28 protein-coding genes are annotated in these 26,193 nt (G+C 72.5%); 17 read left to right on the top strand and 11 right to left on the bottom strand.

The window, feature by feature from the left end:
* The first annotated feature begins 31 nt into the window (after positions 1–31).
* A complete protein-coding gene (gene dapC, locus ABZ840_RS28405; protein ID WP_361563761.1) occupies positions 32–1,129 on the top strand; it encodes a succinyldiaminopimelate transaminase in 1,098 nt (365 codons plus the stop codon).
* A 69-nt stretch (positions 1,130–1,198) separates the two neighbouring features.
* Here dapC and ABZ840_RS28410 read toward each other — a convergent pair whose 3' ends face one another.
* Both ABZ840_RS28410 and ABZ840_RS28415 read right to left on the bottom strand, forming a co-directional pair.
* Complete coding sequence (locus ABZ840_RS28410; RefSeq protein ID WP_361563764.1) at positions 1,199–1,696, bottom strand: ATP-binding protein; 498 nt, start codon at positions 1,694–1,696, stop codon at positions 1,199–1,201.
* A gap of 323 nt (positions 1,697–2,019) precedes the next feature.
* Positions 2,020–2,937, bottom strand: a complete 918-nt coding sequence (locus tag ABZ840_RS28415) for a heavy metal transporter (RefSeq protein WP_361563767.1) — start codon at positions 2,935–2,937, stop codon at positions 2,020–2,022.
* Between the two features lie 103 nt (positions 2,938–3,040).
* On the opposite strand from ABZ840_RS28415, the gene dapE reads away from it, so the two are divergent.
* The gene (gene dapE / locus ABZ840_RS28420; RefSeq protein ID WP_361563770.1) at positions 3,041–4,132 is read left to right on the top strand and encodes a succinyl-diaminopimelate desuccinylase; all 1,092 of its coding nucleotides are present in this window, start codon (positions 3,041–3,043) and stop codon (positions 4,130–4,132) included.
* A 210-nt stretch (positions 4,133–4,342) separates the two neighbouring features.
* Positions 4,343–5,122: a TIGR00730 family Rossman fold protein gene (locus tag ABZ840_RS28425; protein ID WP_361563773.1), complete on the top strand. Its 780-nt coding sequence runs from the start codon at positions 4,343–4,345 to the stop codon at positions 5,120–5,122.
* Between the two features lie 44 nt (positions 5,123–5,166).
* Here ABZ840_RS28425 and folP read toward each other — a convergent pair whose 3' ends face one another.
* On the bottom strand, positions 5,167–6,027 hold the full coding sequence (gene folP / locus ABZ840_RS28430) for a dihydropteroate synthase (protein WP_361563775.1): 861 nt from the start codon (positions 6,025–6,027) through the stop codon (positions 5,167–5,169).
* A 161-nt stretch (positions 6,028–6,188) separates the two neighbouring features.
* Here folP and ABZ840_RS28435 point away from each other — a divergent pair, with 161 nt between their 5' ends.
* Entirely contained in the window at positions 6,189–6,641 is a 453-nt protein-coding gene (locus tag ABZ840_RS28435; RefSeq protein ID WP_361563777.1) for a DivIVA domain-containing protein, read from the top strand.
* Positions 6,638–7,246, top strand: a complete 609-nt coding sequence (locus ABZ840_RS28440) for a DNA-3-methyladenine glycosylase I (protein WP_361563779.1) — start codon at positions 6,638–6,640, stop codon at positions 7,244–7,246. Before ABZ840_RS28435 ends, ABZ840_RS28440 begins: the two co-directional genes overlap by 4 nt.
* Positions 7,247–7,283: 37 nt before the next feature.
* On the opposite strand, the gene ABZ840_RS28445 is transcribed toward ABZ840_RS28440, so the two are convergent.
* On the bottom strand, positions 7,284–8,084 hold the full coding sequence (locus ABZ840_RS28445; protein ID WP_361563782.1) for an enoyl-CoA hydratase-related protein: 801 nt from the start codon (positions 8,082–8,084) through the stop codon (positions 7,284–7,286).
* A gap of 327 nt (positions 8,085–8,411) precedes the next feature.
* On the opposite strand from ABZ840_RS28445, the gene ABZ840_RS28450 reads away from it, so the two are divergent.
* A complete protein-coding gene (locus tag ABZ840_RS28450; protein ID WP_107054016.1) occupies positions 8,412–8,579 on the top strand; it encodes a DUF3117 domain-containing protein in 168 nt (55 codons plus the stop codon).
* Between the two features lie 228 nt (positions 8,580–8,807).
* On the opposite strand, the gene ABZ840_RS28455 is transcribed toward ABZ840_RS28450, so the two are convergent.
* Positions 8,808–9,491 (bottom strand): O-methyltransferase, encoded by a 684-nt coding sequence (locus ABZ840_RS28455; protein WP_361563786.1) that lies wholly within the window; start codon positions 9,489–9,491, stop codon positions 8,808–8,810.
* 153 nt (positions 9,492–9,644) lie between these two features.
* On the opposite strand from ABZ840_RS28455, the gene sigE reads away from it, so the two are divergent.
* The 5 genes from sigE to ABZ840_RS28480 all read left to right on the top strand — a co-directional run bounded on the left by sigE (position 9,645) and on the right by ABZ840_RS28480 (position 14,925).
* Positions 9,645–10,424, top strand: a complete 780-nt coding sequence (sigE, locus tag ABZ840_RS28460; protein ID WP_361563789.1) for an RNA polymerase sigma factor SigE — start codon at positions 9,645–9,647, stop codon at positions 10,422–10,424.
* Entirely contained in the window at positions 10,421–11,542 is a 1,122-nt protein-coding gene (locus ABZ840_RS28465; RefSeq protein ID WP_361563792.1) for a zf-HC2 domain-containing protein, read from the top strand. The genes sigE and ABZ840_RS28465 overlap by 4 nt, the downstream gene beginning before the upstream one ends.
* A gap of 169 nt (positions 11,543–11,711) precedes the next feature.
* On the top strand, positions 11,712–13,493 hold the full coding sequence (locus ABZ840_RS28470; RefSeq protein ID WP_361563794.1) for a trypsin-like peptidase domain-containing protein: 1,782 nt from the start codon (positions 11,712–11,714) through the stop codon (positions 13,491–13,493).
* A 205-nt stretch (positions 13,494–13,698) separates the two neighbouring features.
* The gene (locus tag ABZ840_RS28475) at positions 13,699–14,160 is read left to right on the top strand and encodes a sec-independent translocase (protein WP_361563797.1); all 462 of its coding nucleotides are present in this window, start codon (positions 13,699–13,701) and stop codon (positions 14,158–14,160) included.
* A 117-nt stretch (positions 14,161–14,277) separates the two neighbouring features.
* Positions 14,278–14,925 (top strand): hypothetical protein, encoded by a 648-nt coding sequence (locus tag ABZ840_RS28480; protein ID WP_361563800.1) that lies wholly within the window; start codon positions 14,278–14,280, stop codon positions 14,923–14,925.
* Between the two features lie 112 nt (positions 14,926–15,037).
* On the opposite strand, the gene ABZ840_RS28485 is transcribed toward ABZ840_RS28480, so the two are convergent.
* The 3 genes from ABZ840_RS28485 to ABZ840_RS28495 are packed head-to-tail and all read right to left on the bottom strand — an operon-like array spanning position 15,038 to position 18,230.
* A complete protein-coding gene (locus ABZ840_RS28485) occupies positions 15,038–16,195 on the bottom strand; it encodes an Mrp/NBP35 family ATP-binding protein (protein WP_361563803.1) in 1,158 nt (385 codons plus the stop codon).
* A 60-nt stretch (positions 16,196–16,255) separates the two neighbouring features.
* The gene (locus ABZ840_RS28490; protein WP_361563806.1) at positions 16,256–16,846 is read right to left on the bottom strand and encodes a DUF1003 domain-containing protein; all 591 of its coding nucleotides are present in this window, start codon (positions 16,844–16,846) and stop codon (positions 16,256–16,258) included.
* Entirely contained in the window at positions 16,833–18,230 is a 1,398-nt protein-coding gene (locus ABZ840_RS28495; RefSeq protein WP_361563809.1) for a CBS domain-containing protein, read from the bottom strand. The genes ABZ840_RS28490 and ABZ840_RS28495 overlap by 14 nt, the downstream gene beginning before the upstream one ends.
* Before the next feature lie 257 nt (positions 18,231–18,487).
* Between ABZ840_RS28495 and ABZ840_RS28500 the strand changes: the two genes are divergently transcribed.
* A complete protein-coding gene (locus tag ABZ840_RS28500; protein WP_361563812.1) occupies positions 18,488–19,270 on the top strand; it encodes a hypothetical protein in 783 nt (260 codons plus the stop codon).
* A 42-nt stretch (positions 19,271–19,312) separates the two neighbouring features.
* On the opposite strand, the gene ABZ840_RS28505 is transcribed toward ABZ840_RS28500, so the two are convergent.
* Positions 19,313–19,858, bottom strand: coding sequence for a hypothetical protein (locus tag ABZ840_RS28505; RefSeq protein ID WP_361563814.1), 546 nt, complete (start codon positions 19,856–19,858; stop codon positions 19,313–19,315).
* A gap of 53 nt (positions 19,859–19,911) precedes the next feature.
* On the bottom strand, positions 19,912–21,042 hold the full coding sequence (locus tag ABZ840_RS28510) for a magnesium and cobalt transport protein CorA (protein WP_361563817.1): 1,131 nt from the start codon (positions 21,040–21,042) through the stop codon (positions 19,912–19,914).
* A 511-nt stretch (positions 21,043–21,553) separates the two neighbouring features.
* Here ABZ840_RS28510 and ABZ840_RS28515 point away from each other — a divergent pair.
* The 4 genes from ABZ840_RS28515 to ABZ840_RS28530 all read left to right on the top strand — a co-directional run bounded on the left by ABZ840_RS28515 (position 21,554) and on the right by ABZ840_RS28530 (position 24,748).
* Entirely contained in the window at positions 21,554–22,138 is a 585-nt protein-coding gene (locus ABZ840_RS28515) for a suppressor of fused domain protein (RefSeq protein ID WP_361563820.1), read from the top strand.
* A 172-nt stretch (positions 22,139–22,310) separates the two neighbouring features.
* Complete coding sequence (locus ABZ840_RS28520; protein ID WP_361563822.1) at positions 22,311–22,949, top strand: DUF6758 family protein; 639 nt, start codon at positions 22,311–22,313, stop codon at positions 22,947–22,949.
* A gap of 191 nt (positions 22,950–23,140) precedes the next feature.
* Positions 23,141–24,016 carry a PHP domain-containing protein gene (locus ABZ840_RS28525; RefSeq protein WP_361563824.1) on the top strand — a complete coding sequence of 292 codons (876 nt, stop codon included), beginning with the start codon at positions 23,141–23,143 and terminating at the stop codon, positions 24,014–24,016.
* A 126-nt stretch (positions 24,017–24,142) separates the two neighbouring features.
* Complete coding sequence (locus tag ABZ840_RS28530) at positions 24,143–24,748, top strand: MarC family protein (protein ID WP_361564077.1); 606 nt, start codon at positions 24,143–24,145, stop codon at positions 24,746–24,748.
* Between the two features lie 119 nt (positions 24,749–24,867).
* Here ABZ840_RS28530 and ABZ840_RS28535 read toward each other — a convergent pair whose 3' ends face one another.
* Entirely contained in the window at positions 24,868–25,026 is a 159-nt protein-coding gene (locus ABZ840_RS28535) for a hypothetical protein (protein ID WP_361563827.1), read from the bottom strand.
* A gap of 227 nt (positions 25,027–25,253) precedes the next feature.
* Here ABZ840_RS28535 and ABZ840_RS28540 point away from each other — a divergent pair, with 227 nt between their 5' ends.
* A complete protein-coding gene (locus ABZ840_RS28540) occupies positions 25,254–26,186 on the top strand; it encodes an NYN domain-containing protein (protein WP_361563829.1) in 933 nt (310 codons plus the stop codon).
* Positions 26,187–26,193 lie beyond the last annotated feature (7 nt).

Here is a 26,193-nt window from a genome sequence, read left to right on the forward strand (position 1 = left end):
CGTTTCCCGACACGCACGAAAGAAGAGCAACGTGGGCGCAGTATCCGCACGCCTCCCTGTCTTTCCCTGGGACCGGCTGGAGCCCTACAAGGCGACGGCCGCCGCGCATGCCGACGGCATCGTGGACCTGTCCGTGGGGACCCCGGTCGACCCGGTGCCGGCGCTGATCCAGAAGGCGCTCGCCGACGCGTCGGACAGCCCGGGCTATCCGACCGTGTGGGGCACGCCCGCGCTGCGCGACGCGCTCACCGGCTGGGCGGGCCACCGCCTCGGCGCCACGGACCTCGCCCACGAGAACGTGCTGCCGGTCGTCGGCTCCAAGGAACTGGTCGCCTGGCTGCCGACCCAGCTCGGCCTCGGCGCCGGTGACAAGGTGGCCTACCCGCGCCTGGCCTACCCGACGTACGAGGTCGGCGCGCGGCTCGCGGGCGCCGAGCCGGTCGTCTACGACACCCCCTGGGAGCTGGACCCGGCAGGCCTGAAGCTGCTGTGGCTCAACTCGCCGTCCAACCCCACCGGCCGCGTGCTGAGCGCCGAGGACCTGCGCCGTACGGTCGCCTGGGCCCGTGAGCACGGCATCCTGGTGTTCAGCGACGAGTGCTACCTGGAGCTGGGCTGGGAGGCCGACCCGGTCTCCGTCCTGCACCCGGAGGTCAACGGCGGTTCGTACGACGGGATCGTCGCCGTCCACTCGCTCTCCAAGCGCTCCAACCTGGCCGGCTACCGCGCGGCCTTCATCGCGGGTGACGCCGCGGTGCTCGGCGAGCTGCTCCAGATCCGCAAGCACGGCGGCATGATGATCCCCGCGCCCGTCCAGGCCGCCACCGTCGCGGCGCTGGGTGACGACGCGCACGTCGCCGAGCAGCGGGAGCGCTACGCCCGCCGGCGTACGGCCCTGCGCACCGCCTTCGAGGCGGCGGGCTTCCGCATCGAGCACAGCGAGGCGTCGCTGTACCTCTGGGCGACCCGCGACGAGCCCTGCTGGGACACCGTCGGCGACCTCTCCAAGCGCGGCATCCTCGTCGCGCCGGGCGACTTCTACGGCACGGCGGGGGAGCGGTTCGTACGGATCGCCTTCACGGCCACCGACGAGCGGGTGGACGCGGCGGTCCGCCGGCTCGCCGACTGACCGCCGGACACGGCCGAAGGGCCCCGGGAGCCGATGCTCCCGGGGCCCTTCGTGTGTCCGGTGGTGGCGTCAGCCGCCCAGAGCGCCGAGCACGCCGGCGACCGGCAGGCCGTCCGTCGGCAGGCCCTTGGTCACGGGCAGGCCCGCGAGCAGCTGGCCGGCGGGGAGCTCCTTGGCCAGCGGCAGGTCCTTGGTGAGTCCCTCGGTGGGCAGCGCACGGGTGGTGTCGCCGACGGCGTCCTTGGTGTCACCCGTGACGTGACCGGTGGTCTTCTTGGCGGTGGGGGCAAGCTTCTGCAGCGTCTCGTTGCCGGTGCGGCCGGCCTCCGGGACGGCCTCCTTCACGGCCTCACCGGCGACCGGGCCGGCCACCGCGCTGGTGTTCTCCAGGGCGTTGCCGGCGGTCTCGGTGACGCTCGACGGGTCCACCTTGGTCAGTCCACCCAGGTCGGCGGCCTTGGGCAGGTCAACGGCGCTCGCGGAGCCGGCGGCACCGACCACGGGAGCTGCGCCCGCTGCGACCAGCAGCGCGGCCCGGGCGATCCGACGCGTAAGGGGGAGGGACATGGTGCTCCTTTGACGGAGAGGGACTTGTTTCTTCTGTGCAGACGTACGGTGTCCGCCGGGCAGCGGCAGTCGACTGCCGGGCGGACGCAGTGAATACCGCGCCAGAGCCCCGAAGGTTGCGGTGCGCCCCGGTAAAGAATTGGTAACGCGTCGCATTATCTGCTTCGGATGAAAGTGGGTGAAATTCGTACGTCCGGAGGAGGTGAAAGAACGTCACACCCCATGTGCGCCAAGGAAGTTATGGGGGTGCGGCAGGGGTGAGAAAGCGCCGTGAATTGTCGACGTGGATTGACGCCATTCCCACTGCCGAGGGAATGTCCGGACTAACGCGCGGTCGTGATCCGAACATCCGTCGGGCGCGTGCCGCCGGAATCGCCGGTCACCTTCTGCCAGCCATTCCCGGAATCCTCGGCGGTCCACCGGCGATCGCCGTAAGAGATGCGTTCGATGCGCAACTCCGACGCGTGTGCCACCGCCCAGCTCGCCAGCTGCCAGCCGCGCTGGTCCGCCGCCACGCCCGCGACGGCCGTCACCGGCACCCTGAGCGTCCGCCCGGCCGTACGCGCGGCCGCCGTGGTCCGCGGCAGCACCCCGGGCCCGAACTCCCGCACCAGCTTCTCGCGCACCTGCGCCGTGCCGCCCGGCGCGTTCTCCGCGGGCCGGCTCTCCGCGCAGCTGAGTGCCGCCGGCGCCCGCCCGGTCAGCGCGCCGGTCAGCACCGCCGCGTTCGCCTCGTGCTTGGCGTACGCCTGCGGATAGGCGCTGCGCTGCACCTTCTGGGCCGCGACGGTCAGCGGCAGCCGGGAGTACCCGGGAACCTGCACCAGGTGCTTGTAGAACTCCCCGGACGCGTAGACCGGGTCCATGATCTCCTCGGCCGTGCCCCAGTCCTGGGAGGGCCGCTGCTGGAAGAGGCCCACCGAGTCCCGGTCGCCGTACTCGATGTTGCGCAGCCCGGACTCCTGCATGGCGGTCGCCAGCGCGATGGTCACCGCCCGCTCGGGCAGCTCGCGCGAGGCGCCCACCGCGGAGATCGTCGCGGCGTTCGCCGCCTGCTCCGGGGAGAGCTCGTACGGCTCGCCGCCGCCCTCGGGCTGCACCGTGCAGCGCGGGGCCCCGGGGCCACCGGTCACGTACTGCACGACGAGGTAGCCCGCGAGTCCGAGCAGCACGGCGAGGGCCGCGAACACGCGTATGAGGCGCTTGCGGCGGACGGAGGCACGCTGGGGACGGCGAAGCACGCGCCATACGGTACTGGAGTGCGGTGACGCGCCCCGCCGGACCTCGGTGAACGGACAGCGTCGGGCAGAAGAGGGGCATTCGGCGACCGGTAGGGTCGGGACCATGGAACGCCCCGCGCAGACTCCCGCACTCGACCTGTCGCTCGACGCCGCACAGCTGACCGCGGCGCTGGTGGACATCCCGTCCGTCAGCCGGGACGAGAAAGTCCTCGCGGACGCCGTCGAGACGGCCCTGCGCGCGCTCCCGCACCTGACCGTGGACCGCGACGGCGACACCATCGTGGCGCGCACCGACTTCGGGCACGCGGAGCGGGTCGTCCTCGCCGGCCACCTCGACACCGTGCCGATCGCCGACAACGTGCCCTCCCGGCTGGACGAGAACGGCGTCCTGTGGGGCTGCGGCACCTCCGACATGAAGTCCGGCGTCGCCGTGCAGCTGCGCATCGCGGCCACCGTGCCCGAGCCCAACCGCGACCTCACCTTCGTCTTCTACGAGGCCGAGGAGATCGCCGCCGAGTACAACGGCCTGAAGCGGATCGCGGAGGAGCACCCCGACTGGCTGGCCGGCGACTTCGCCGTCCTGCTGGAGCCGTCCGGCAACCAGGTCGAGGGCGGCTGCCAGGGCACCCTGCGCGTCCTGCTGCGCACCACGGGTGAGCGGGCGCACTCCGCACGCAGCTGGATGGGGTCCAACGCCATCCACACCGCGGCCCCGATCCTGGAGCGGCTGGCCGCGTACGAGCCGCGCCGCGTCGTCATCGACGGCCTGGAGTACCGAGAGGGCCTGAACGCCGTACGCATCGAGGGCGGCGTCGCGGGCAACGTCATTCCCGACGAGTGCACGGTCACCGTCAACTTCCGGTACGCGCCCGACCGCAGCGGCGAGGAGGCGCTCGCCCACGTGCGCGAGGTCTTCGCCGGCTGCGAGATCGACGCGTGGACGGTCGACGACCACTCCACCGCGGCGCTGCCCGGCCTCTCGCACCCCGCGGCCAAGGCGTTCATCGAGGCGGTCGGCGGCACGCCGATGCCCAAGTTCGGCTGGACCGACGTCTCGCGCTTCTCCGCGCTCGGCGTCCCGGCGGTCAACTACGGCCCGGGGAACGCGCTGCTGGCCCACAAGCGGGACGAGAACGTCGTCGCCGCCGACGTCGTCCGCTGCGAGGAGCGGCTGCGGGCCTGGCTGGACGCCTGAAACGGCCCCCTGCGGGCAGCGGAAATGTGGTGACCGGGGTTCCGGTGATCTCGGGTGGTCTGCGCGGGTAGAGGTTCACCGGAGCGCTGCGCGGCGGCCGGGGCCGCCGTCAGACCGAATTCCGTTGCTCGTCACCTTTGTGCACATACGCTTTACCGGCAACGATCTGTCTTCCGTCCCCGGCGGAGGACCCTGCGGAGGGAGCACACCATGGCCGATCCTGAGGCAGCCGAGCGCGAGACCATGGCAGCCGAGCGCGATCAGCAGCGACTCGGCCCGGTACTGCGCCGCCGTGACCAGGTGCGTCCCGGCACCACCGACCAGCGACTGCTGGACTCCGAGGGCCCCTCCGAGTGGGTCCACACCGACCCCTGGCGCGTGATGCGCATCCAGTCGGAGTTCGTCGAGGGCTTCGGCGCGCTGGCGGAACTGGGTCCGGCGATCAGCGTCTTCGGCTCGGCCCGTACGCCCCGCGACTCGTCCGAGTACCAGGCGGGCGTCGGCCTGGGGCGGGCGCTCGTGGAAGCGGGCTTCTCGGTCATCACCGGCGGCGGGCCCGGCGCCATGGAGGCGGCGAACAAGGGCGCCCACGAAGCGGGCGGCACGTCCGTCGGGCTCGGCATCGAGCTGCCCTTCGAACAGGGCATGAACGAGTACGTCAACCTCGGCGTGGACTTCCGGTACTTCTTCGTCCGCAAGACGTGTTTTGTGAAGTACGCCCGGGGCTTTGTGGTCCTGCCCGGCGGTCTCGGCACGCTCGACGAGCTCTTCGAGGCGCTCACCCTCGTGCAGACACGTAAGGTCACCCGCTTCCCCATCGTGCTCTTCGGCACGGAGTACTGGGGCGGCCTGGTGGACTGGCTGCGCCACACCCTCATCGCCCAGGGCAAGGCCTCGACCCGCGACCTGGACCTCTTCCACCTCAGCGACGACGTGGACGAGGCGGTCGCCCTCGTCACGAAGGAAGTGGGCCCCGGCCCCTCCCGGTGAGGCACCTCGCGGCCCCCGGAGGAACGGGGGCCGCCCGGCCCGGCTCAGGCCAGGCCGCGGCGGGTCGCCGCCGGGGGCCGGTGCCCGGCGATCGAGGCGACCATGTCCAGCACCTGCCGGGTCTCGGCGACCTCGTGGACGCGGTAGACCCGGGCGCCCAGCCACGCCGAGACGGCGGTCGTGGCGAGGGTGCCCAGCACCCGCTCCTTGACCGGCTTGTCCAGCGTCTCGCCCACGAAGTCCTTGTTGGACAGCGACACCAGCACCGGCCACCCGGTGTCGGTCATCTCGCCGAGCCGGCGGGTGGCCTCCAGGCTGTGCCGGGTGTTCTTCCCGAAGTCGTGCCCCGGGTCGATCATGATCCCGTCCCGCCGCACGCCCAGCTCCACGGCGCGCTCCGCGAGCCCGAGCGTGACGTCCAGGATGTCGGCCATCACGTCCTCGTACGTGGTCCGGTGCGGCCGGGTGCGCGGCTCGACGCCGCCCGCGTGCGTGCACACCAGCCCCGCGCCGTACTGGGCCGCGACCTCGGCGAGCTTCGGGTCCACGCCGCCCCAGGCGTCGTTGAGCACGTCGGCACCGGCCTCGCAGACCGCCTCGCCGACCTCGTGCCGCCAGGTGTCCACGCTGATCACCACGTCCGGGTGGCGCCTGCGCACCTCGGCCACGAAGCCGACCGTGCGCCGCGCCTCCTCCTCGGCGGTGACCTCCTCGCCCGGACCGGCCTTGACCCCGCCGATGTCGATGATCGCCGCGCCCTCCGCGACCGCCTGCTCCACGCGGGCGAGCGCCGGCTCGTCCCGGAACGTGGCGCCCTGGTCGTAGAAGGAGTCCGGCGTCCGGTTCACGATCGCCATGATCACCGGCTCGTGCGCGCCGAACTCGCGATTCCCCAGCCGCAGCATTACCTACTCCCTCTTCGTGGTTCCGGGCCGGTCGTCGAAGGGGGCGCCCCGCTCATGCCGCTCGCGGCCGGGCGCCCCCTTCGACGACAGGACCAAGCGACCTTAACTGTCAGCGGCGCATGGCACGATCAATGGACGACGGAGAGCGTGGGGAGATGGTCGTGTTCTGGTTCTTGCTCATCGCGTTGGTCGCGGTGGTCGCCGTGGTCACGCTCGCCGTGGTCGGCGGCGGTGACGGCGGCGCGCTGCGGGAGGCCGAGCCCGAGCGGCTGTACGATCCGCTGCCCGCCGACCGTCCGTGCACCAGGGCGGACGTGGAGGAGGTACGGCTGCCGCCGGCGCTCCGCGGCTACCGCATGAACGACGTGGACGACGTCCTGGACCGCCTCGGCGCCGAGCTGGCCGAGCGGGACGCCCGGATCGCCGAGCTGGAGGCCGCCCTGGCGGGGGCGAACGCCGCGGCCATGGGCGGCGGCCGGGGAATGGTGACGGACGCGCGCCCCGGGACGCCCGACGTGCACCCCGCGGCACCGGGCCCGGTGCCGGACGAGGCCCCCGGCCTGCGGAAGCCCGCGGGCCCGAACGAGACCCCCGAGGACGGTGAGACCGCATGAGCGGCGTCGAGACCGCGCAGGACGGCCTGCCGCGCTGCCCCTGGGGCATGACGGCCGAGTCGATGGCGGACTACCGCGCGTACCACGACACCGAGTGGGGCCGCCCCGTGCACGGGGACGACGCCCTCTTCGAGCGGATGTCCCTGGAGGCGTTCCAGTCGGGGCTGTCGTGGATCACCATCCTGCGCCGCCGCGAGGGGTTCCGCGCCGCCTTCGCGAATTTCCGGATCGCCGAGGTCGCGCGGTTCACCGACGAGGACGCGGCCCGCCTCCTGGCCGACCCCGGCATCATCCGCAACCGCCTGAAGATCTCCGCCACGCTCGCCAACGCCCGGCTCGCGGCGCAGCTCGCGCCGGGCGAGCTGGACGCCCTGATCTGGTCCTACGCCCCGGACCGTGCGGGCCGCCCGGCGCCCCGCAGCGGCGCCGACGTCCCGCCGGTCACCCCGGAGTCGACCGCCCTCGCCAAGGACCTCAAGAAGCGCGGTTTCCGGTTCGTCGGCCCGACGACGGCGTACGCCATGATGCAGGCGTGCGGGCTGGTCAACGACCACCTCGCCGACTGCCACGCCCGTGCGGCCACGGAGGCGGCAGCGGCGGCGTGAGCCCCGTGCGGGGCCGGACCGGGCCCCGCACGCCCGCTCACCGCCCGACGAACCGCGGCTTCTCCTTCTTCACGAACGCCTCCACCGCGATCATGTGGTCCTCCGACGCGCCGGCCCGCGTCTGCAGCTCGTCCTCCTTGGCGAGCGTCTCGGTCAGCGAGTGGTCGGTGCCGTAGGCCAGCGACTCCTTGATCGCGGCGTACGCGGCGGTCGGCCCCTGCGCCAGCCGCAGCGCGAGCGCCCGGGCCTCCGAGGCCAGCTCCGCCGCGGGCACGACCTTGTTCGCGATGCCCAGCTCGTACGCCTCCTGGGCGCTGATGCTGCGCGGGAAGAGCAGCAGATCGGCGGCGCGGCCGTGGCCGACCAGGCGCGGCAGCGTCCAGGACACGCCGGAGTCGGCGGTCAGCGCGACGCCCGCGAAGGAGGTGTTGAAGGACGCGGAGTCGGCGACGAGGCGGTAGTCCGCCGCCATCGCGAAGCCCGCGCCGGCCCCGGCCGCGACCCCGTTCACGGCCGCGACCACCGGCTTCGCCATGCCGGCCAGCGCCTCGACGATCGGGTTGTAGTGCTCGCGCACCGTGCTCATGGTGCTGCCCTCGCCGCTCGCCCGGTCCTTCTCCAGCGAGCCGATGTGCTCCTTGAGGTCCTGCCCTACACAGAAGGCGCGGCCCGCGGCCGTCAGGAGGACGGCGCGTACCGCTGGGTCGGCGGCCGCCTCGCGCGCGGCGTCACGGAGGGCGACCTTGGTCTCCGTGTCGAGCGCGTTCATGGCATCAGGGCGGTTGAGCGTGATCGTGGCAACTCCGTCGGTGACGTCGTAGAGCACGGTGTCGGCCATGGTGGGATCCCCTCCGTCGCGGCTCGGGCTGCGGGAGAAGTGCAGCCGGCGATCAGGATGCCGGAGATCATCCGTGCTGTCGTGTGACGTACATCAAAGAATGGTGGCGTGCCGGGCAATGGCAGGTGGCGCAGTATCGCAGGTGACTCCCCGAATTGGGTGGTTTTGCGAATGTACGTTGCCGAAGGGATGCCCGCTGATGTTGGTCATCGGGTCCTGCGATGCGGGATAATGACATGGAAGCAATGTGTTCGATGCCGGTGACGCGTGCCCCTCTCCAGAGGGCCGTCGGCTGACGATGAGCTGGTTTCAGGAAGGGGAACGAGCATGGCGGCCATGAAGCCGCGGACGGGCGACGGCCCGCTCGAGGTGACCAAGGAGGGGCGGGGCATCGTCATGCGCGTTCCGCTCGAAGGCGGCGGTCGGCTTGTCGTCGAGCTGACTCCCGACGAAGCCAAGGCTCTCGGCGAGGCTCTGGACAAGGTCTGCGTCTGACGCGGCCGAGCCTCACGATCTGTCCGGCCCCGGCGGACGGCGCGTACACGCTACGCACCGACTCCCGGGGCCGTGTCGTACCCCCGGCCCAGTACCCGGATTCATAAATACGCGTGTGTGCGTACGCGTACGGACGTAGAGGGTTTCAGCCCCGGCGTACGCGCTCTCGCCCCTCGCACCCTACGCACCCCTGCACGCCCGGCGTGCGCGGGGCCCCACCGGCGCCCCTCAGGCGCGCTTGACCGCACAGAGCAGGCCGTCGCCCACCGGCAGCAGCGACGGGACCAGGTGCGTGCTCTCGCGGATGGACCGCAGCAGCTCCCGCAGCCGTTGTATCTCCGCAGGCTGCTCGCCGGAGTCGACGGTCCGGCCGTCGGCGAAGACGCCTTCGAAACAGACCACCCCGCCCGGGCGCAGCAGGCGCAACGATTCAGCGAGATAGTCGGCGTACTCCATGCGGTCGCCGTCGCAGAAGACCAGGTCGTAGCCGCCGTCGGCGAGCCGGGGGAGGACCTCCAGGGCGCCGCCGGGGATGAAGCGGGCCCGGTTGCCGGCGAAGCCCGCGGCGCGGAACGCCTGCCGGGCGAACTGCTGCCGCTCCGGTTCCAGGTCGACGGTGGTCAGGACGCCGTCGGGGCGCATGCCGTGCAGGAGGTAGATGCCGGAGACGCCGGTACCGGTGCCGATCTCCGCGACGGCCTTGGCGTCCGCGGTGGCGGCGAGCAGGCTGAGGGCCGATCCGGTGCCGGTCGAGACCGTGCGGATGCCGGCTTCCCGGGCCCGGTCGCGGGACCAGTGCAGGGCGGCGTCGGCCGTGTCGTCGATGGTCCCGGCGCCGTAGGCCTCGGCGAATGCCAAGCTCGTCTGCCGGTTGCCGGTAATGGCCCTCTCCTGTCCCCGTAGTTGACGCAACCGTGACTGTATCCGCTGAGTGCGGGAACCCGCAGATGGGACCGGGCGTTAGAGAGAAACAGGGGGGATGCGCAGGTGAAGACGGAAGAGAACCGCAAGCCAGACCAAAAGCAGGTCAAAACTGCTTATCCGGAGCTAACGGGTGAGGTGGATATGGTAGGGGCTCTACTGGACACCACCAGAGCCACCAGGGGAGGTGCGGCTGCGGCGGGTGACCGAAGAACGCTGCTGCGTTTTCGAAGGTCGGCCGGCGAGCCGAAATCCGTGACCAACAATGCTGACCGTGCCCGCGCGAACGACTCCGCACCCACCGCGACCTTCGCCGCCGATGCGGAATCGCAGGCGTGGACTCCGCCCAGCTGGGAGGAGATCGTCAGCACCCACAGCGCTCGTGTCTACCGTCTCGCCTACCGCCTGACGGGAAACCAGCACGATGCCGAGGACCTCACCCAGGAAGTCTTCGTCCGCGTCTTCCGTTCGCTCTCGACGTACACCCCCGGTACGTTCGAGGGCTGGCTGCACCGCATCACCACCAACCTCTTCCTGGACATGGTGCGCCGCCGGCAGCGGATCCGCTTCGACGCGCTGGGCGACGACGCCGCCGAGCGGCTGCCCAGCCGCGAGCCGTCGCCGCAGCAGCACTTCAACGACACCCACTTCGACGCCGATGTGCAGCAGGCGCTGGACACCCTGGCGCCGGAGTTCCGCGCCGCCGTCGTCCTGTGCGACATCGAGGGCCTGTCGTACGAGGAGATCGCCGCGACCCTCGGCGTGAAGCTCGGCACGGTCCGCAGCCGTATCCACCGAGGCCGTTCCCACCTGCGCAAGGCGCTCAAGCACCGCTCGCCGGCGGCGCGCGCCGAGGAGCGGGAGCGCGAGCGGCAGCAGCGCGCCTTCGCGCCCCTGGCGACAGGGGAGGTCGGAATCGCGTGAGCGGTAGCGGCGGTCAGTCCCCCGCTGAGCAGCATCTCGGCGACCGCCTCGCGGCTCTGGTCGACGGGGAGCTGGGGCACGATCAGCGTGAGCGGGTGCTGGCGCATCTCGCGACCTGCGGCAAGTGCAAGGCCGAGGCCGATGCCCAGCGGGAGCTGAAGAACGTCTTCGCCGAGATGGCCCCGCCCGGGCCCTCCGACGGGCTGCTCGCCCGTCTGCAGGGGTTGCCCGGGGGGGATCCCGGCGCGCCCGCGGGCCGGCTCGGTGAGGGCGGTCTCGGGCGTGGGTCCTTCGGCCGTGGCGGCTTGGACGGCGGCGGCTTCGGCCGCGGCGGCATGTCCTTCGCGTACGCCCCCACCTCGGGTACGCATGCGGCCCCCGGGCTGCTCGCGCAGCCGGGCGGGCGCGGCTTCCGGATACATGAGCGCGGCGGCGAGCGGTCGGGGGCCGCGACGGCCGGTCCCGCCGGCACGGCTCCCCACGGTTCGCCGCGGCGCCGCTTCGCATTCGCCGCCGCGGGCGCCGTCTCCCTGGCGGCCTTCGCGCTGAGCGGCGCGCTGCCGCTGGAGGCCGCGGTCGACACCGCTTCGGGGCGCGGCGAAGGGGCGAACAGCCCGCTGTCGGCCTCCCCGGCCGCCCAGGCGGAGAGTGCCACCGAGCGCGGGCAGCGGCCGGCCGCTGCGCGTGGTTCGCGTGACCGGGACGCGCTGCTCGGCGTCCTGCAGGGCCGGGCGACGCCGGCCGCCCCCTCCGCCGAGTTCTACCCCGCGGCCGCCTCCGTCCCGGTGCGGTACGCCACCCCCTTGACCGGCGACGGCAGCGCGCGGCTGAGCCCGCTCGCGGCCCCGGGCCGCCCCGGCGTCTCCGGTCCGGCCTCCGGGCTGGACACGGCGGCGGGCACGGGTGCCGCTTCCGGTGCGTCGGTGGGCGCGTCCCACTGGCTCTCCGGCGTGACGGTGGCCGGCACGGGCGGCTCGGCCCCGTCCGGGAGCCGCGGACCGCTGCCCTCGGCGCTCGCCTCGCCGTCCTCGCGGGCCACCACCTACCCGGCCCCGCCGCTGCCCCCGCTGGAGCCCAAGCGGCCCGTGCTGACGCGCAGCGCCTCCGCCGCCCCCTGACCCACCGTCAGGCAGGCGGTCGCTTCCGCCGTCACCGGGGCCCGGCAGTCGCCGGGCCCTGCACGCGGCGGACCCGAACCTGGTTGAATCGCCGGTGGGCCGCGCATCGCGCCACCAGCGCACCCAGGGGGGCGTGCGGCCCCGCACGCGGGCGAACTGTGGGGAGAACATGAACGAGGGCACGGCCTCCGGGCCCCACCACGAGGACCGTTCCGACCGGGCCACGGAGGGACGGCCGGAGCCGGCCCCCGAGACGGCCCTGGAGACGACGGCCGGACCGGCCCGGCAGCGGCCCCCGGAGCCCGCTCCGGAGGAGACCCCGGCGCCGGGCCCGGAACAGTCGCGGGCCGAGCACCCGGAGCAGGCCGCGCGGCCGCTGCATCCTGAGGACCCGTACGGCACTCCGCCGTACGGCGGGCCCGGCCCGTGGGCTCCGGCGCCGCCCGTACAGCGCCCGGTACCGACACCGCCCCACGGCGTCGCCGTCCCGCCTCAGCAGACGCAGAGCGTCCCGCCTGCCGCCGCGCAGCCGCCGACGCAGGACTTCCCGCCCGCGGCCCCACTGCCGTATGCCGGGTCCCCGGCACCGGCCGCACCGGGCACACCCCCTCAGCCGCAGCCGTACCCGCAGGGCGGGCCTCAGCCCCAGCCTCAGGGCGGACAGCAGCCGCCCCCGCAGGGCGGACAGCCACAGCCCCAGCCTCAGGGCGGGCAGCCGCTCCCGATGCCTCAGGTGCCTCTTGCCGGGTACGGCGGGGGCGGTGGGGGGCCGTGGGAGCGGTACGACCCCTGGGCGGCGCGGGACGGCGCGGGGGAGCCGGCGCCGCCCGCGGAGCGCAAGTGGGGGCGCGGGCGGATCATCGCCGGCGCGATCGTGCTCGCACTGGTGGCGGGCGGCGTGGGCGGCGGCGTCGGCGCGTACATCGAGCGCAGCGGCGGCGTCGGTGACGTCCGGCTGCCGCAGGTCTCCGGCGAGCAGTCCGGCCGTGCTCCCGACAGCGTGGCCGGCATCGCGCGCAGCGCGCTCCCCGGCGTCGTGACCCTGCACGTACGCGGCGGCGACGAGGAGGGCACCGGCACCGGCTTCGTACTGGACCGCCGGGGCCACCTGCTGACCAACAATCACGTCGTCGAGGCCGGCGGGGGCGACGCCGAGATCACCGTCACCTTCAGCGGCGGCGAGACCGCCACCGGCCGCGTCGTGGGCCGGGACAGCGGCTACGACCTCGCCGTGGTCAAGGTCGACGGCGCCGGTGACCTGAAGCCGCTCACCCTCGGCAACTCCGACGACGTACAGGTCGGCGACCCCGTCGTGGCGATCGGCGCGCCCTTCGACCTGGCCAACACCGTGACCTCCGGGATCATCAGCGCCAAGCAGCGCCCGATCACCGCGGGCGGCGAGAGCGGCAACGGCAGCGACGTCAGCTACGTGGACGCGCTGCAGACCGACGCGCCGATCAACCCGGGCAACTCCGGCGGCCCGCTTGTCGACGGCCGGGCGCACGTCATCGGCATCAACAGCGCCATCCGCGCGGCCGGCAACGGCGACAGCCTCGGCGGCGAGCAGGGCGGCAGCATAGGGCTGGGCTTCGCGATACCGATCAACCAGGGCAAGCGCGTCGCCGAGGAGCTGATCAACACCGGCCGGGCGACGCATCCGGTGATCGGCGTGACGTTGGACATGGGGTACAGCGGGGACGGCGCGCGGGTGAGCGCCAAGAGCCGGGGCGGCGGCGCCGCGGTCACGCCGGGCGGACCCGGCGCGCGGGCCGGGATCAAGGCGGGCGATCTGATCACGCAGGTGGACGGGGGCGCGGTGCACAGCGGCGAGGAGCTGATCGTCAAGATCCGCAGTCACCGCCCGGGGGACCGGCTGAAGCTCACGGTCGAGCGGAACGGCCACCCGCGCACGGTCGGGATCACCCTCGGCTCGTCCACGGACCAGAACTGACCGGAAGGCGCCGGCCCGGCCGCCCGCGTATCGCCCCGTGTCCCCGCGCTCGCGCGCAGTCACGGGCGGGATGCCGGTGTCACGATCGTTTGCACTGTGTTGGGGCGGGTGACTCCCGTTGGACGGCCGGGGCCAGGTACCGTGATAGGCGGCCTGGGCCGGAAGGCCGCAGGACAGGGCCACGGACGGATCAAGGAGCTGCAAGGTGTTCTTCGACATAGGACCCCTAGAGCTGGTGGCGCTCGTGGTTCTGGCCATCCTGATCTTCGGCCCCGACAAGCTGCCCAAGGTCATCCAGGATGTGACGGGATTCATCCGCAAGGTGCGGCAGTTCTCCGACAGCGCCAAGGAGGACATCCGTTCCGAGCTGGGCCCCGAGTTCAAGGACTTCGAGTTCGAGGACCTGAACCCCAAGAACTTCGTACGGAAGCACGTCCTGGAGAAGGAGGAGTACGGCCTCCAGGAGATCCGTAACGGCTTCGACGTGAAGCAGGAGATGGCCGAGGTCACCGAGGCCGTCCGGGGCAACGGGAGCGACGACGGCGGCGGTGTCCGCCACAGCCTCACCAAGGAGACCCCGGCCGCCGGCGGCGGCACGCCCGACCTGACCAAGCGCGAGACCCCCGCCCCCGCCGACCGTCCCCCGTTCGACGCGGACGCCACCTGATACGCCCGTATGTCCGGCTGTGTTGACTCGTATGGCTATGCTCCCGGTGTCCGGGGTGAGGTCGCCTGAGGGGGGCGGGCCGCCCACGACGCAGGGCAACGAGGAGGCTCCGCGCACATGGAGACGAAGAGTCGGGCCGGCGCACACGCGGTGCCCGCTGACGCCGGGGAAAAGGTCGACGGCTATCTGATGGCCGATTTCCCGTGGTACGGCCTGGACGAGGCCTTCACGGGCCCGCGCCGGCTGATGCACGCGGGCGTCACCCCCCAAGGCACGGTCGAACACGGTTCGCTCGCGCACGGGGAAGAGCCCACCATTCGGGTGGAGACCGTGCCGGATGCCGAGCGCTTCGCGGTCGTGGTCACGGTGCCCTGCCGCCCCGTACGGCGCAGCGAGGACGGCACGGGCGTCCTGGAAGCCACCTCGGTCTCCTCGGCGGCCTGGCTGGCCGGCTCCGGGCTGCTGAACTGCACCTGGCCGGTGCAGATGGAGCGGGCGCTGCGGCAGGACTGGCTGGACCAGCAGACCATGATCGCGTGGGAGCTGGCGGACGACCTGACCGGTGAGGCCTGGACCGAGCTGACCCTCCCGGTGGACGGCGTGCCGACGCCGTTCCACTACCGCGAGTCGGAGTACGGCTGGGTGCTCGCCGGGTCGACGGGCGACGGCCCGGACGGCGCGCACATCGGCGCGTACGGGCGCGGCATGAGCGCCTACGGCCTCGGCTTCGCCGTCGTCAAGGACCTCAGCACGTACGAGGGCTGACGACCCGACGTACGAGGGCTGACGGCCCGCCGAAGCGGGCGGCCCGCGCACGACAAAGGGGCGGACCCAGTGGTCCGCCCCTCGTGGCGTCCGGGAACGGCCCGGTGAGGGCTCAGAACTTGTTGCGCGGGGTGATTCCCAGGGACATGCCCGACAGGCCGCGCTGACGGCCGCCCAGCTTGCCGGCGACCGCACGGATCGCCGCGCCCGCGCCGGAGTCCGGGTCGGTGAGCACGACGGGCTTGCCCGCGTCGCCGCCCTCCCGCAGCCGGACGTCGATCGGGATCGAGCCGAGCACCGGTACCTGCGTACCGGTCGTCTTCGTCAGGCCCTCGGCGACCTGCTGGCCGCCGCCCGTGCCGAAGACGTCGACGATCTCGCCGTTGGGCAGTTCCAGGCCGGCCATGTTCTCGACCACGCCGACGATCTTCTGGTGGGTCTGCACGGCGATGGAGCCGGCCCGCTCGGCGACCTCGGCGGCGGCCTGCTGCGGGGTGGTGACGACCAGGATCTCGGCGTTCGGCACCAGCTGGGCGACGGAGATCGCGATGTCGCCCGTGCCGGGCGGCAGGTCCAGCAGCAGGACGTCCAGGTCGCCCCAGTACACGTCCGCGAGGAACTGCTGGAGCGCGCGGTGCAGCATCGGGCCGCGCCAGACGACCGGCGCGTTGCCCGGGGTGAACATGCCGATCGAGATGACCTTCACGCCGTTCGCCGACGGCGGCATGATCATGTTCTCGACCTGGGTGGGACGGCCCTCGGCGCCCAGCATGCGCGGCACGCTGTGGCCGTAGATGTCCGCGTCCACGACGCCGACCTTCAGGCCGTCGGCGGCCATGGCCGCGGCGAGGTTCACCGTCACGGAGGACTTGCCGACGCCGCCCTTGCCGGAGGCGACCGCGTACACGCGGGTGAGCGAACCGGGCTGGGCGAAGGGCACCTCGCGCTCGGCCGTGCCGCCGCGCAGCGCCGACGCCAGCTCCTTGCGCTGCTCGTCGCTCATCACGTCCAGGTCGACGGCGACGGAGGTGACGCCCGCGACCCCGGCGACCGCGTCGCGCACGTTACTGGTGATCGTCTCGCGCATCGGGCAGCCGGAGACGGTGAGGTAGACCACGACCGACACGGCACCGTCGGCCGCGATGTCCACGGACTTGACCATCCCCAGCTCGGTGATGGGGCGGTGGATCTCGGGGTCGTTGACCGTCGCGAGTGCGTCGCGGATCGCGTCCTCGCTCGGAACGGCCGTCGTGGGCGTGTCGGTAGCCATGTACTGCATGGTACGGCTCGGGTGGGGGCCTCCGGAAAGGCCCGTCCCCCGTCGTGTGCGTCACTCCCGGTGACGGCGGCGGGACGGCCGTTCCTCGTACTCGCCGTCCTCGTACTCCGCGTCCCGCCGACCCTCCAGCTCCTTGATCATGTCCTGGAGTTCGGAGCGGATCCAGTCGCGGGTGGCGACCTCGCCGAGGCCGAGCCGGAGCGCCGCGATCTCCCGCGTCAGGTACTCCGTGTCCGCGATCGACCGCTCGTTCTGTTTGCGGTCCTGCTCGCGGCTGACCCGGTCCCGGTCGTCCTGCCGGTTCTGGGCGAGCAGGATCAGGGGCGCGGCGTACGACGCCTGGAGGGACAGCGCGAGGGTCAGAAAGATGAAGGGGTACTCGTCGAAGCGGAGCGGCGCGGGTGCCGTGACGTTCCAGGCGACCCACACGATGATCAGGACGGTCATCCAGACGATGAACCGGCCGGTCCCCAGGAAGCGGGCGATCTTCTCCGACAGCCGCCCGAACGCCTCCGGGTCGTACTCCGGCAGCAGGCTGCGGCGCGGCGCCCGCGGCACGTCCAGCCGGGCCCGCGACCGCTCGCCGGAGACCGCGGCGGCCCGCGCCCGCTCCTTGGTGCTCTCCCGGTCATCGACGCCCATGCGTGCCCCCGCCCGCGGTGCCGGCGGCGCTGCTCCCCGAAGCGCTGCCCGAGTGTCCGTTCGTCCGCTCGCCCCCGTGGCCGTTCGGGCGGTCGCCGTGCCCGCCCATGTGGTCCGTGGCGTCCACGCCGGGCGCGCCGTGCAGGTCCGTCTCGCGCCAGTCCTCGGGCAGCAGGTGGTCCAGCACGTCGTCCACGGTCACCGCGCCCAGCAGGGACCCGCTCTCGTCCACGACGGGCGCCGCGACCATGTTGTACGTGGCCAGGTAGCTGGTCACGGCGGGCAGCGGGGTGTCCGGCGGCAGCGGCGGCAGGTCGCTCTCCACGATCGCGCCGACGAGGGTGAAGGGCGGGTCGCGCAGCAGCCGCTGGAAGTGGACCACGCCGAGGTACTTGCCGGTCGGCGTCTGGTCCGGCGGCCGGCAGACGTACACCTGGGCGGCGAGCGCGGGGGAGAGGTCGGGGTCGCGCACCCGGGCGAGCGCGTCGGCGACCGTGTCGTCCGCGCCCAGCACGATCGGCTCGGTGGTCATCAGGCCGCCCGCCGTCCGCTCCTCGTACGACATCAGGCGCCGGACGTCGGCCGCGTCGGCGGGCCGCATCAGCGTCAGCAGCCGCTCCTTCTCGTCCTCCGGAAGCTCGGAGAGAAGGTCGGCGGCGTCGTCGGGGTCCATCGCCTCCAGGACGTCGGCGGCCCGCTCGTCCTTCAGCTTGCCGAGGATCTCGACCTGGTCGTCCTCGGGCAGCTCCTCCAGGACGTCGGCGAGCCGGTCGTCGTCCAGCGCGGCGGCGACCTCGACGCGGCGCTTGGGGTTGAGGTGGTGCAGGACGCTCGCGAGGTCGGCGGGGTGCAGCTGCTCGAAGGTGGCGAGCAGGCTCTCGGCGCCCTGTCCGTGCTCCTCCAGGGAGAAGCCGGTGACCTGCGACCAGTCGAGGGTCAACGTTTCTCCGCGGCGCCTCAGCGCCCCGCCCTTCCCCTTCCGTACGAAGACCTTCTCGATCTCCCAGTCCCGGCGGGCGGGCAGCTGGGTGATGCCGATGTCCAGGACGGTGGCGTCCTCGCCGGTCTCCACGATGCTCACCCGGCGGTCCAGCAGCTCGCCGAGGACGAGGGTCTCCGAGGCGCGCTGCTCGAAGCGCCGCATGTTCACCACGCCGGTCGTGATGACCTGGCCGGACTCCACGCCGGTCACCCGGGTCATCGGCAGGAAGATCCGGCGCCGGCTGATCACCTCGACGACGAGCCCGAGGAGCCGCGGCGGCCGGCCGGCCACCCGCAGCACGGCCACGAGGTCCCGTACCCGGCCGACCTGGTCGCCGTTGGGATCGAACACGGCGATGCCGGAGAGATGCGAGACGAACACCCGGGGGGTGACCACCGCCATGCCGTGCGCCTCCGCTCCTTCTCCTCCGGCTCCCGGCGGACCGGGGGCAGCCGACTCCCGAAAAATCCGGTGATATCGCGCTTCGGTCGGCTTCAGGCTAGCGCGCTCCGCTGACGGGTGCCCCGGCAGGCACCACCGTACGGCTGTCCGACCGCCGTCCGCCTCCCTCTCCGCCGGACGCCGTGCGGTGCACCGGTACGCTGCCGTACGCCGTCGAGGCACCCGCGACCGACCAGCGCACCAGGAGGCAGCCAGCCGTGACCGCAACTTCGCCAGGAACGAGTCGCCGGCCCCGCTCCGTCCGCCGCGCCGGCCGGGCGACGGCCGCCGTCACGGTGTGCGCGGGCCTGGCGCTGGCGCTGACGGCCTGCGGGGGCTCGGAGGACCCGGACGCGGGTACCAACGGCGTCGGCAAGCTGTCCGCCGCCAAGATTCGGAAGAAGACGGTGGCCGCGGCGGAGAGCACGAACACCGTGCACGTCACCGGCAAGCTCGTCAGCGGCCGCAGCACGTACGAACTGGACATGCAGCTGGCGCAGAACGGCGGCAAGGGCACGGTCGGCACCAAGGACACCGAGTTCTCCCTGCTGCGCATCGACCGGTCGCTGTGGGTGAAGGCCGACGCCGACTTCTGGGCGCACCAGAAGGACGCCGCGCCGAGCAAGAGCGACACCGCGGCCGCCGCCAAGCTCGACGGCAAGTACGTGAAGGTGCCCGCCGAGGACCGCACGTACAAGCAGTTCAGCGGCTTCACCGAGAAGGAGCCGCTGCTGGAGACGCTGCTCACGCTGCACGGCAGCCTCTCCCGCGGCGCCCACGGGGACGTCGACGGCACCCGCACCATCCGCGTCGCGGCGGCGCAGGGCAACGGGGGCACGCTGGACGTCTCCCTGGACGGCGAGCCCTACCCGCTGCGCCTCCAGCGGGCCGGCGGCGCGGGCGTGATCCGCTTCACCGACTGGGGCAAGCGGATCGGGCTGGAGCGCCCGGACGACGACCAGGTCGTGGACTACGGGGAGAGCCTCGGCAGCGGGCACTGAGCGCCGGCGCGCGGCGCCCGCCTCCGCGGTACCGGGGGCGGGTCAGCCGCGCCGCCCCCGGCGGAGCAGCTTCGGCAGCGCGGCGGGGAGCGGCCCGCGGGTGGTGGCGGCGGACGGCAGCGGCCGGGCGGCCCCCGCGTCGTCGCCGAAGTCCGTACGCGCCTCGGGCGATCCGTCCCCGGTGAGCGGGGTCAGCCGCAGCACCCGGCTCTCGCGGGCCCAGCGCTCCGGCATGGTGTCCGCGTCCGGCGCGTTCAGCCGCTTGCCCTTCAGCTCGCCGACGGCGGCCTCCCAGAGCTCGCTGTGCGGCGCTGCCTCGGTGACCCGGGCCGTCCAGGCGACCAGCCGGCCGCCCTTGTCCTTGCTGCGGACGGTGACGGTGGCGGTGGCGCCGTCGGCGAGCCCGAGGTCGGCCAGCGGCTGCTCCAGGGCGCCGTCGCCGACCAGGCACGCGGCACCGTCGTGCCAGACGTGCCAGAGCGCGCGGGACGGGCCCTCGGTCCCCTGGACCCAGATGAGGCCGGACTTCTTGGTGGCCTCCTCGATGAGCGCCTGGTCGAGCAGCGGCTGGGGCACGGTCTCCGTCATGCCCGTAAGCCTAGTCAGGCGCTCCGGGGGACCGTGCCGCCGCCCCGCGGCCGCTACAGCCAGCCGTTGCGCTTGAAGCCGCGGTGGATGCCGAAGCAGATGGCGACCGTGACGACCAGGACCGCCGGGTAGCCGAACTTCCACTGGAGCTCGGGCATGTACTTGAAGTTCATGCCGTAGATCCCGGCGATCATCGTCGGCACCGCGAAGATCGCGGCCCACGAGGTGATCTTGCGCATGTCCTCGTTCTGCGCCACCGTCGCCTGCGCCAGATTGGCCTGCAGGATGGAGTTCAGCAGGTCGTCGAAGTTGAGCACCTGCTCGTTGACGCGCGCCAGGTGGTCCGCGACGTCCCGGAAGTACTTCTGGATGTCGGAGTCGACCAGCCGCATCGGCCGCTCGCTGAGCTGCTGCATCGGGCGCAGCAGCGGCGAGACCGCCCGCTTGAACTCCAGCACCTCGCGCTTGAGCTGGTAGATCCGCCCGGCGTCGCCGCCCTTGGCGGTGGCCCCGGCCTTGCCCTGGGCCTTGCCGTTGGTGCCGGAGCTGAAGACGTCGATCTCGACCTCGTCGATGTCGTCCTGCACCGCGTCGGCGACCGCGATGTAGCCGTCCACGACCTGGTCGGCGATGGCGTGCAGCACGGCCGAGGGGCCCTTGCCGAGCAGCTCGGGGTCGTCCTGGAGGCGGTGCCGCAGCGCGCGCAGCGAGCCCTGGCCGCCGTGCCGGACGGTCACGATGAAGTCCCGGCCGGTGAAGCACATCACCTCGCCGGTCTCCACGACCTCGCTGGTGGCGGTCAGCTCGGCGTGCTCGACGTAGTGGATCGTCTTGAAGACGGTGAAGAGGGTGTCGTCGTACCGCTCCAGCTTGGGCCGCTGGTGGGCGTGGACGGCGTCCTCGACGGCCAGCGGGTGCAGCCCGAACTCGCTGGCGATGCCGGCGAACTCGCGCTCGTTCGGCTCGTGCAGGCCGATCCAGGTGAAGCCGCCGTTCTCGCGGACGTCGGCGATGGCCTCGCCGGGGGAGACGTGGCCGCTGACGCGCCGGCCGTCGCGGTAGACACCGCAGTCGACGATGGCGCTGTTGGTGGCGGCGGTGCGGGTGGTCTCGTACTCGTACGGGGAGTCGCCGCGACGCCGGGAGGGGCGGACGGCGGCGCGCAGGTCGCGGATCATCGACATGGCAGGCTCCTTCACGGGCCGGCCGTCAGGCGCGGGGCGCGGTGCGTAGCGCAACCCGGAACGTGGACGTACGCGGCATCGTCGGCCGTACGTCCGCAAAGCGGGCGGCGCTCCGTGCGTCGGTACTGACGGCGGTTCGCAGTGCGGAAAGAACAGGGAAAACCGAGGTGCAGGCGTTCTTCCGTCAGAAGCTGCGGGTGCGAAGGGACTTCACGTGTTTCGGCGGGACAATGCCGGGTACGGAAGCTCTCGGAATCAGGAGAGTCGCATCATCAGCGGGACGACGGGAGAACTGCCGGTACTGCACGGTCGACTAGGATCCATGCCAGTCCCACCTCCTCCGGCCGGTCCCCGCTGGGGGACGGACGTCTTTCGCTGACCAGACGGCAAGGCTATCAGCCGACTGAACCGTTACGTTCCCGCTGCGCCGCCGCTTTGCCTGTTCCATACGCAGCCGTACCCCGTCGGAGGGGCGGCCGGCCGGTCCCGGAGCCGCCCGTATGCTCGCCGCATGTCTGACGTTCTTGAGCTGGTCGAAGCCCGGTTGCTGATGGCGCTGGGGGAGCCGGACGCGCGCGCGGCGGTGACGTTCCTCGGTACGGACCGCATCGAAGTGCTGCGCTACGCCGACGGCGAGCTGGTGCGGTACGTCACGCTGGGCATGTCGGCGAACCCCATGACGGATCCCTCGGAAGTGCTCGCCGACCCCCTGAAAGGCCCCCGCGCTGAGCTGATCCTGACCGTGCGGAACGGCCGCGCCGACACCGACAAGGTGCTCAGGCCGCTCGCCGTACTGGCCGCTTCCCCGCAGGTCGAAGGCGTCGTCGTGGCCCCGGGCGCCTCCCTGGACGTCGGCGACCCGCTGTGGCCGGACGCGCCCTTCACCTCGGTCCTGGTGAGCGAGGGCGGGGGACAGGTGGAAGACCTCGCGCTCGACGAGCCCATGGAGCCGGTGCGCTTTCTTCCGCTGCTGCCCATGACGCCGAACGAGGCGGCCTGGAAGCGGGTGCACGGTGCCACGGCGCTGGAGGAGCGCTGGCTCCAGCAGGGCACCGACCTGCGCGATCCGCTGCGCGGCGGCGTCTCTTTGGACTGACGCACCGAGATCGAAACGCCACGGTACGAAGTTGGCGTGAAGTCGGCGTCCTGGTGGCTCGAATGCGACCGACTTCGCTGCATGGGGCATACAGATGACGCAGCGGCGCAGCGCACCCCGGACGGGTGATCGTCCTTGACGCGCGGGCGGCCCTGGAGGACCGTTGAGCCCTATGAGGGGCGAACCCAGTTGCCCGAAGTGCGGTGGCCGGGTGCGCGCGCCCGGTCTCTTTGCCGACTCCTGGCAGTGCGACGTGCACGGCACCGTGCACCCGCTGCAACCGGTCGTGCCGCCGAGCGTCGAAGCGCTGGCCGTCGTGGTCAATCGCGCGCGCGTCCCGGTGTGGATGCCGTGGCCGCTCCCGGTGGGCTGGCTGTTCACGGGCGTGGCCTGCGCGGGGGACGACCGCAGCGGCGGCCGTGCCACCGCGGTGGCCTGCTCGGGCCCCGGACCGCTGGGCGGCCCGGGTGAGCTGGTGCTGGTCGCCGAGGAGCTCGGCGTCGGGCTCGGCGCCCGGTACGCCGGCATCGACGGACCGGACCCGGGACCGGGCATGCGCGTGGAGCGGCCGCCGCACGCCAAGGTGATGGCCGCGGGCCGGCCGACCCCGCTGTGGCACGTCGAGGGCGTGCCCGCGGACCGTGCGGTCTTCGCGGGCGAGGCGCGCGGGCTGTGGCTGTGGGCGGTCGTCTGGCCCGAGCAGTCCGGGATGCTGATGTACGACGAGCTGGTCCTCACCGACCTGCGGGACGCGGGCTCCGAGGTCGACCTGCTGCCGTGCGGCGCGCTGTCCCCACGCATCCTGTCCTGAGGCGGCGGACTTCCCGTACGTCCTGTCCTGCGGCGATGGTGTCCGCGCACGTCCGGCAGTGAGAGCGGTGTCACGCTCGGCCCGAGGGTGGACGGGCGGTCGGCGGTTATCCTTTGGACGTCCCCTGTCGTCCGGCGCGCTGTCCGGCCATCGCCCGGTCCGCCGTCCCGTCCGTGTCTGGAGTCCGTGTCGTGCGTATCGACCTGCACACCCACTCCACCGCGTCCGACGGCACGGACACCCCGGCCGAGCTGGTACGCAACGCCGCCGAGGCCGGTCTGGACGTCGTCGCGCTCACCGATCACGACACCGTCGGCGGATATGCCGAGGCCAAGGCCGCGCTGCCGGCCGGGCTGACGCTCGTCACCGGCGCCGAGCTGTCCTGCCGGCTGCCCGCGCGGGACGGCAGCGGCGACGGCATCAGCCTGCACATGCTGGCCTACCTCTTCGACCCCGACGAGCCGGAGCTCGCCCGCGAGCGGGAGCTCGTACGGGACGACCGGATCCCGCGCGCCCGCGGCATGGTCGCCAAGCTCCAGGAGCTGGGCGTGCCCATTGCTTGGGAGCAGGTGGCGCGGATCGCCGGCGACGGCGCCGTCGGGCGCCCGCACATCGCCACCGCCATGGTCGAGCTGGGCGTCGTGCCGACCGTCTCCGACGCCTTCACCCCCGAGTGGCTGGCCAACGACGGCCGGGCGTACGTCGAGAAGCACGAGCTGGACCCCTTCGAGGCGGTCCGGCTGGTCAAGGCCGCGGGCGGGGTCACCGTCTTCGCGCACCCGCTGGCCCTCAAGCGTGGCGTCTGCGTCCCGGAGAGCGCGATCGCCGAGCTGGCCGCCGCCGGGCTGGACGGCATCGAGGTCGACCACATGGACCACGACGCGCCGACCCGTGACCGGCTGCGCGCGCTCGCCGCCGACCTCGGCGTGCTCACCACCGGCTCCAGCGACTACCACGGCAGCCGCAAGACCTGCCGGCTCGGCGAGTACACCACCGACCCCGAGATCTACGGGGAGATCGTGCGCCGTGCGACCGGCGCGTTCCCCGTCCCCGGCGCCGGCGGCTGATCCGGCCCGCCGGGCCTGACACCTTCCCGCCCCTTCCGGGCTCCTCCGGCGCTTCCCGCCGCCCTTTTCCCGCTGCACACGCGCCCTTGTGCGCGCGTGCTCCCGTACCACCGCAAGGCCATCATCGTGTTCGACCTCGCCGTCTTCGGATCCCTCTTTCTCACGCTTTTTGTGATTATGGATCCCCCTGGAATCACTCCGATCTTCCTCGCCCTGACCTCGGGCCGCCCGGCCAAGGTGCAGCGCCGGATGGCCTGGCAGGCGGCGACCGTCGCGTTCGGGGTCATCGCCGTCTTCGGCCTCTGCGGCCGCCAGATCCTCGCCTACCTGCACATCTCCACGCCCGCGTTGATGATCGCGGGCGGGCTGCTGCTCCTGCTCGTCGCGCTCGACCTGCTGACGGGGAAGTCGGAGGAGCCGACGCAGACCAAGGACGTCAACGTGGCGCTGGTGCCGCTGGGCATGCCGCTGCTGGCCGGGCCGGGGGCCATCGTGTCGGTGATCCTCGCGGTGCAGCACGCGGACGGTGCCACGGGCCAGGTCTCGGTGTGGGCGGCGATCGCCGCGATCCACGTGGTCCTCTGGCTGGTGATGCGCTTCTCGCTGGTGATCATTCGAGTGATCAAGGACGGCGGAGTGGTCCTGGTGACCCGGCTGGCCGGGATGATGCTCTCCGCGCTGGCCGTGCAGCAGATCATCAACGGCGTGACCCAGGTGGTCAACGGGGCCTGAGCCGGCCGGCCCGGCAGCCCTGCCCCGGAAAACACGCCGCCCCCGTACGGACCGTCCGTACGGGGGCGCTGCTGTCGGCGGGCCGGTGAGCCGGCGGGCCGGGGGAGCCGGGGACCGCGTTACGAAGCGGCCGTCGCGGCATCGGCGGGGCGGATGTAGATGCGCTGGCCGATTGCGGCGGCCTGCTGCACGATCCGGTTGACGGAGGCGGCGTCCACGACGGTGCTGTCCACGGCGGTGCCGTTGACGTCGTCAAGACGCATGATCTCGAAGCGCATAAAGGGCTTCTCCCTTCGTCTGATCCTCCTGAGGAGAACTGCTGGGTGGCGCGGATGCCTGTCATCGGTGTCAGGCGTGCCAATGGGGACAACGAAGTGCTCTGAGCAATAATTCCCTACGCTAAAGAAAATTTTCGAGTGTCTAATTACTCACAGGTAAGTTCACTCGTCCCTCGCCACCCGGCCGGTTGTGTCTCCCCCGTGCCCGCCACGAGAATCGAACCGGTATGAACGACGACGTCCGGCCCGCGGGCCCCACCGACCTCACCGCTGTCGTGGCGGGCATCGAGCGCACCAACGAGCTGCTCAACCGTGTCCTGGCCGAGGTCGCCACGACACCGTCCACGCACGCGGTCTTCGTCGACGCGGGCTACCTCTACGCGGCGGCCGGCCGGCTCGTCGCCGGTACGGAGGACCGCCGCTCCTTCGATCTGGACGCCGAAGGGATCATCGACGCCTTCATCGAGGTGACCCGCGTCGTCTTCCCGGACAGCCGGCTGCTGCGGGTCTACTGGTACGACGGCGCGCGCCGCCGCATCCACACCCTGGAGCAGCAGTCCATCGCCGAGCTCCCCGACGTCAAGGTGCGGCTCGGCAACCTCAACGCCAACAACCAGCAGAAGGGCGTCGACTCCCTGATCCGCTCCGACCTGGAGTCGCTCGCCCGGCACCGCGCCATCAGCGACGCCGTCCTCATCGGCGGCGACGAGGACCTGGTCTCCGCGGTCGAGGCGGCGCAGGGCTACGGCGCGCGGGTGCACCTGTGGGGCGTCGAGGCCGTGGACGGGCGGAACCAGGCCGAGCCGCTGCTCTGGGAGGTCGACAGCCAGCGCACCTTCGACCTGGAGTTCTGCAAGCCGTACGTCACCGAGCGCACGCTGCAGGACGGCGGCGCGGCGGGCGCGGCCGACGACGGGCCGGCGCCCAGCCGCGAGGACGTCCGCTTCGTCGGCGCGCAGGTCGCCGCCCAGTGGCTGGCCTCCCGCGGCCGCGACTGGACCGCCGACCTGCTGCCCGGCCACCCCTACCTGCCGGGCGCCGTCGACCAGGACCTGCTGACCACCGCCGAGGGCCTGCTGCGCCACTCCCTGCGCCCGTACGCCGACCTCCGGCGCGTGCTGCGGGACGGCTTCTGGGAGCACGTACGGGCGCAGTTCTGAGCCGCCA

The sequence above is a fragment of the Streptomyces sp. NPDC047117 genome (assembly GCF_040643545.1).
Taxonomy (GTDB): Bacteria; Actinomycetota; Actinomycetes; order Streptomycetales; family Streptomycetaceae; genus Streptomyces.

Bases quoted from the DNA above. Each gene is read 5' to 3' on its own strand.
- ABZ840_RS28425 (WP_361563773.1), top strand. From the start codon at position 4,343: ATGGCCGATCCTGAGGCAGCCGAGCGCGAGACCATGGCAGCCGAGCGC.
- ABZ840_RS28495 (WP_361563809.1), bottom strand. From the start codon at position 18,230: ATGGCGGTGGTCACCCCCCGGGTGTTCGTCTCGCATCTCTCCGGCATC.
- dapE (WP_361563770.1), top strand. From the start codon at position 3,041: ATGGAACGCCCCGCGCAGACTCCCGCACTCGACCTGTCGCTCGACGCC.
- ABZ840_RS28510 (WP_361563817.1), bottom strand. From the start codon at position 21,042: ATGTCGATGATCCGCGACCTGCGCGCCGCCGTCCGCCCCTCCCGGCGT.
- ABZ840_RS28505 (WP_361563814.1), bottom strand. From the start codon at position 19,858: ATGACGGAGACCGTGCCCCAGCCGCTGCTCGACCAGGCGCTCATCGAG.
- ABZ840_RS28540 (WP_361563829.1), top strand. From the start codon at position 25,254: ATGAACGACGACGTCCGGCCCGCGGGCCCCACCGACCTCACCGCTGTC.
- ABZ840_RS28490 (WP_361563806.1), bottom strand. From the start codon at position 16,846: ATGGGCGTCGATGACCGGGAGAGCACCAAGGAGCGGGCGCGGGCCGCC.
- ABZ840_RS28485 (WP_361563803.1), bottom strand. From the start codon at position 16,195: ATGGCTACCGACACGCCCACGACGGCCGTTCCGAGCGAGGACGCGATC.
- ABZ840_RS28470 (WP_361563794.1), top strand. From the start codon at position 11,712: ATGAACGAGGGCACGGCCTCCGGGCCCCACCACGAGGACCGTTCCGAC.
- folP (WP_361563775.1), bottom strand. From the start codon at position 6,027: ATGCTGCGGCTGGGGAATCGCGAGTTCGGCGCGCACGAGCCGGTGATC.
- ABZ840_RS28440 (WP_361563779.1), top strand. From the start codon at position 6,638: ATGAGCGGCGTCGAGACCGCGCAGGACGGCCTGCCGCGCTGCCCCTGG.
- ABZ840_RS28480 (WP_361563800.1), top strand. From the start codon at position 14,278: ATGGAGACGAAGAGTCGGGCCGGCGCACACGCGGTGCCCGCTGACGCC.
- ABZ840_RS28445 (WP_361563782.1), bottom strand. From the start codon at position 8,084: ATGGCCGACACCGTGCTCTACGACGTCACCGACGGAGTTGCCACGATC.
- ABZ840_RS28520 (WP_361563822.1), top strand. From the start codon at position 22,311: ATGAGGGGCGAACCCAGTTGCCCGAAGTGCGGTGGCCGGGTGCGCGCG.
- ABZ840_RS28450 (WP_107054016.1), top strand. From the start codon at position 8,412: ATGGCGGCCATGAAGCCGCGGACGGGCGACGGCCCGCTCGAGGTGACC.
- ABZ840_RS28410 (WP_361563764.1), bottom strand. From the start codon at position 1,696: ATGTCCCTCCCCCTTACGCGTCGGATCGCCCGGGCCGCGCTGCTGGTC.
- sigE (WP_361563789.1), top strand. From the start codon at position 9,645: ATGGTAGGGGCTCTACTGGACACCACCAGAGCCACCAGGGGAGGTGCG.
- ABZ840_RS28515 (WP_361563820.1), top strand. From the start codon at position 21,554: ATGTCTGACGTTCTTGAGCTGGTCGAAGCCCGGTTGCTGATGGCGCTG.
- ABZ840_RS28535 (WP_361563827.1), bottom strand. From the start codon at position 25,026: ATGCGCTTCGAGATCATGCGTCTTGACGACGTCAACGGCACCGCCGTG.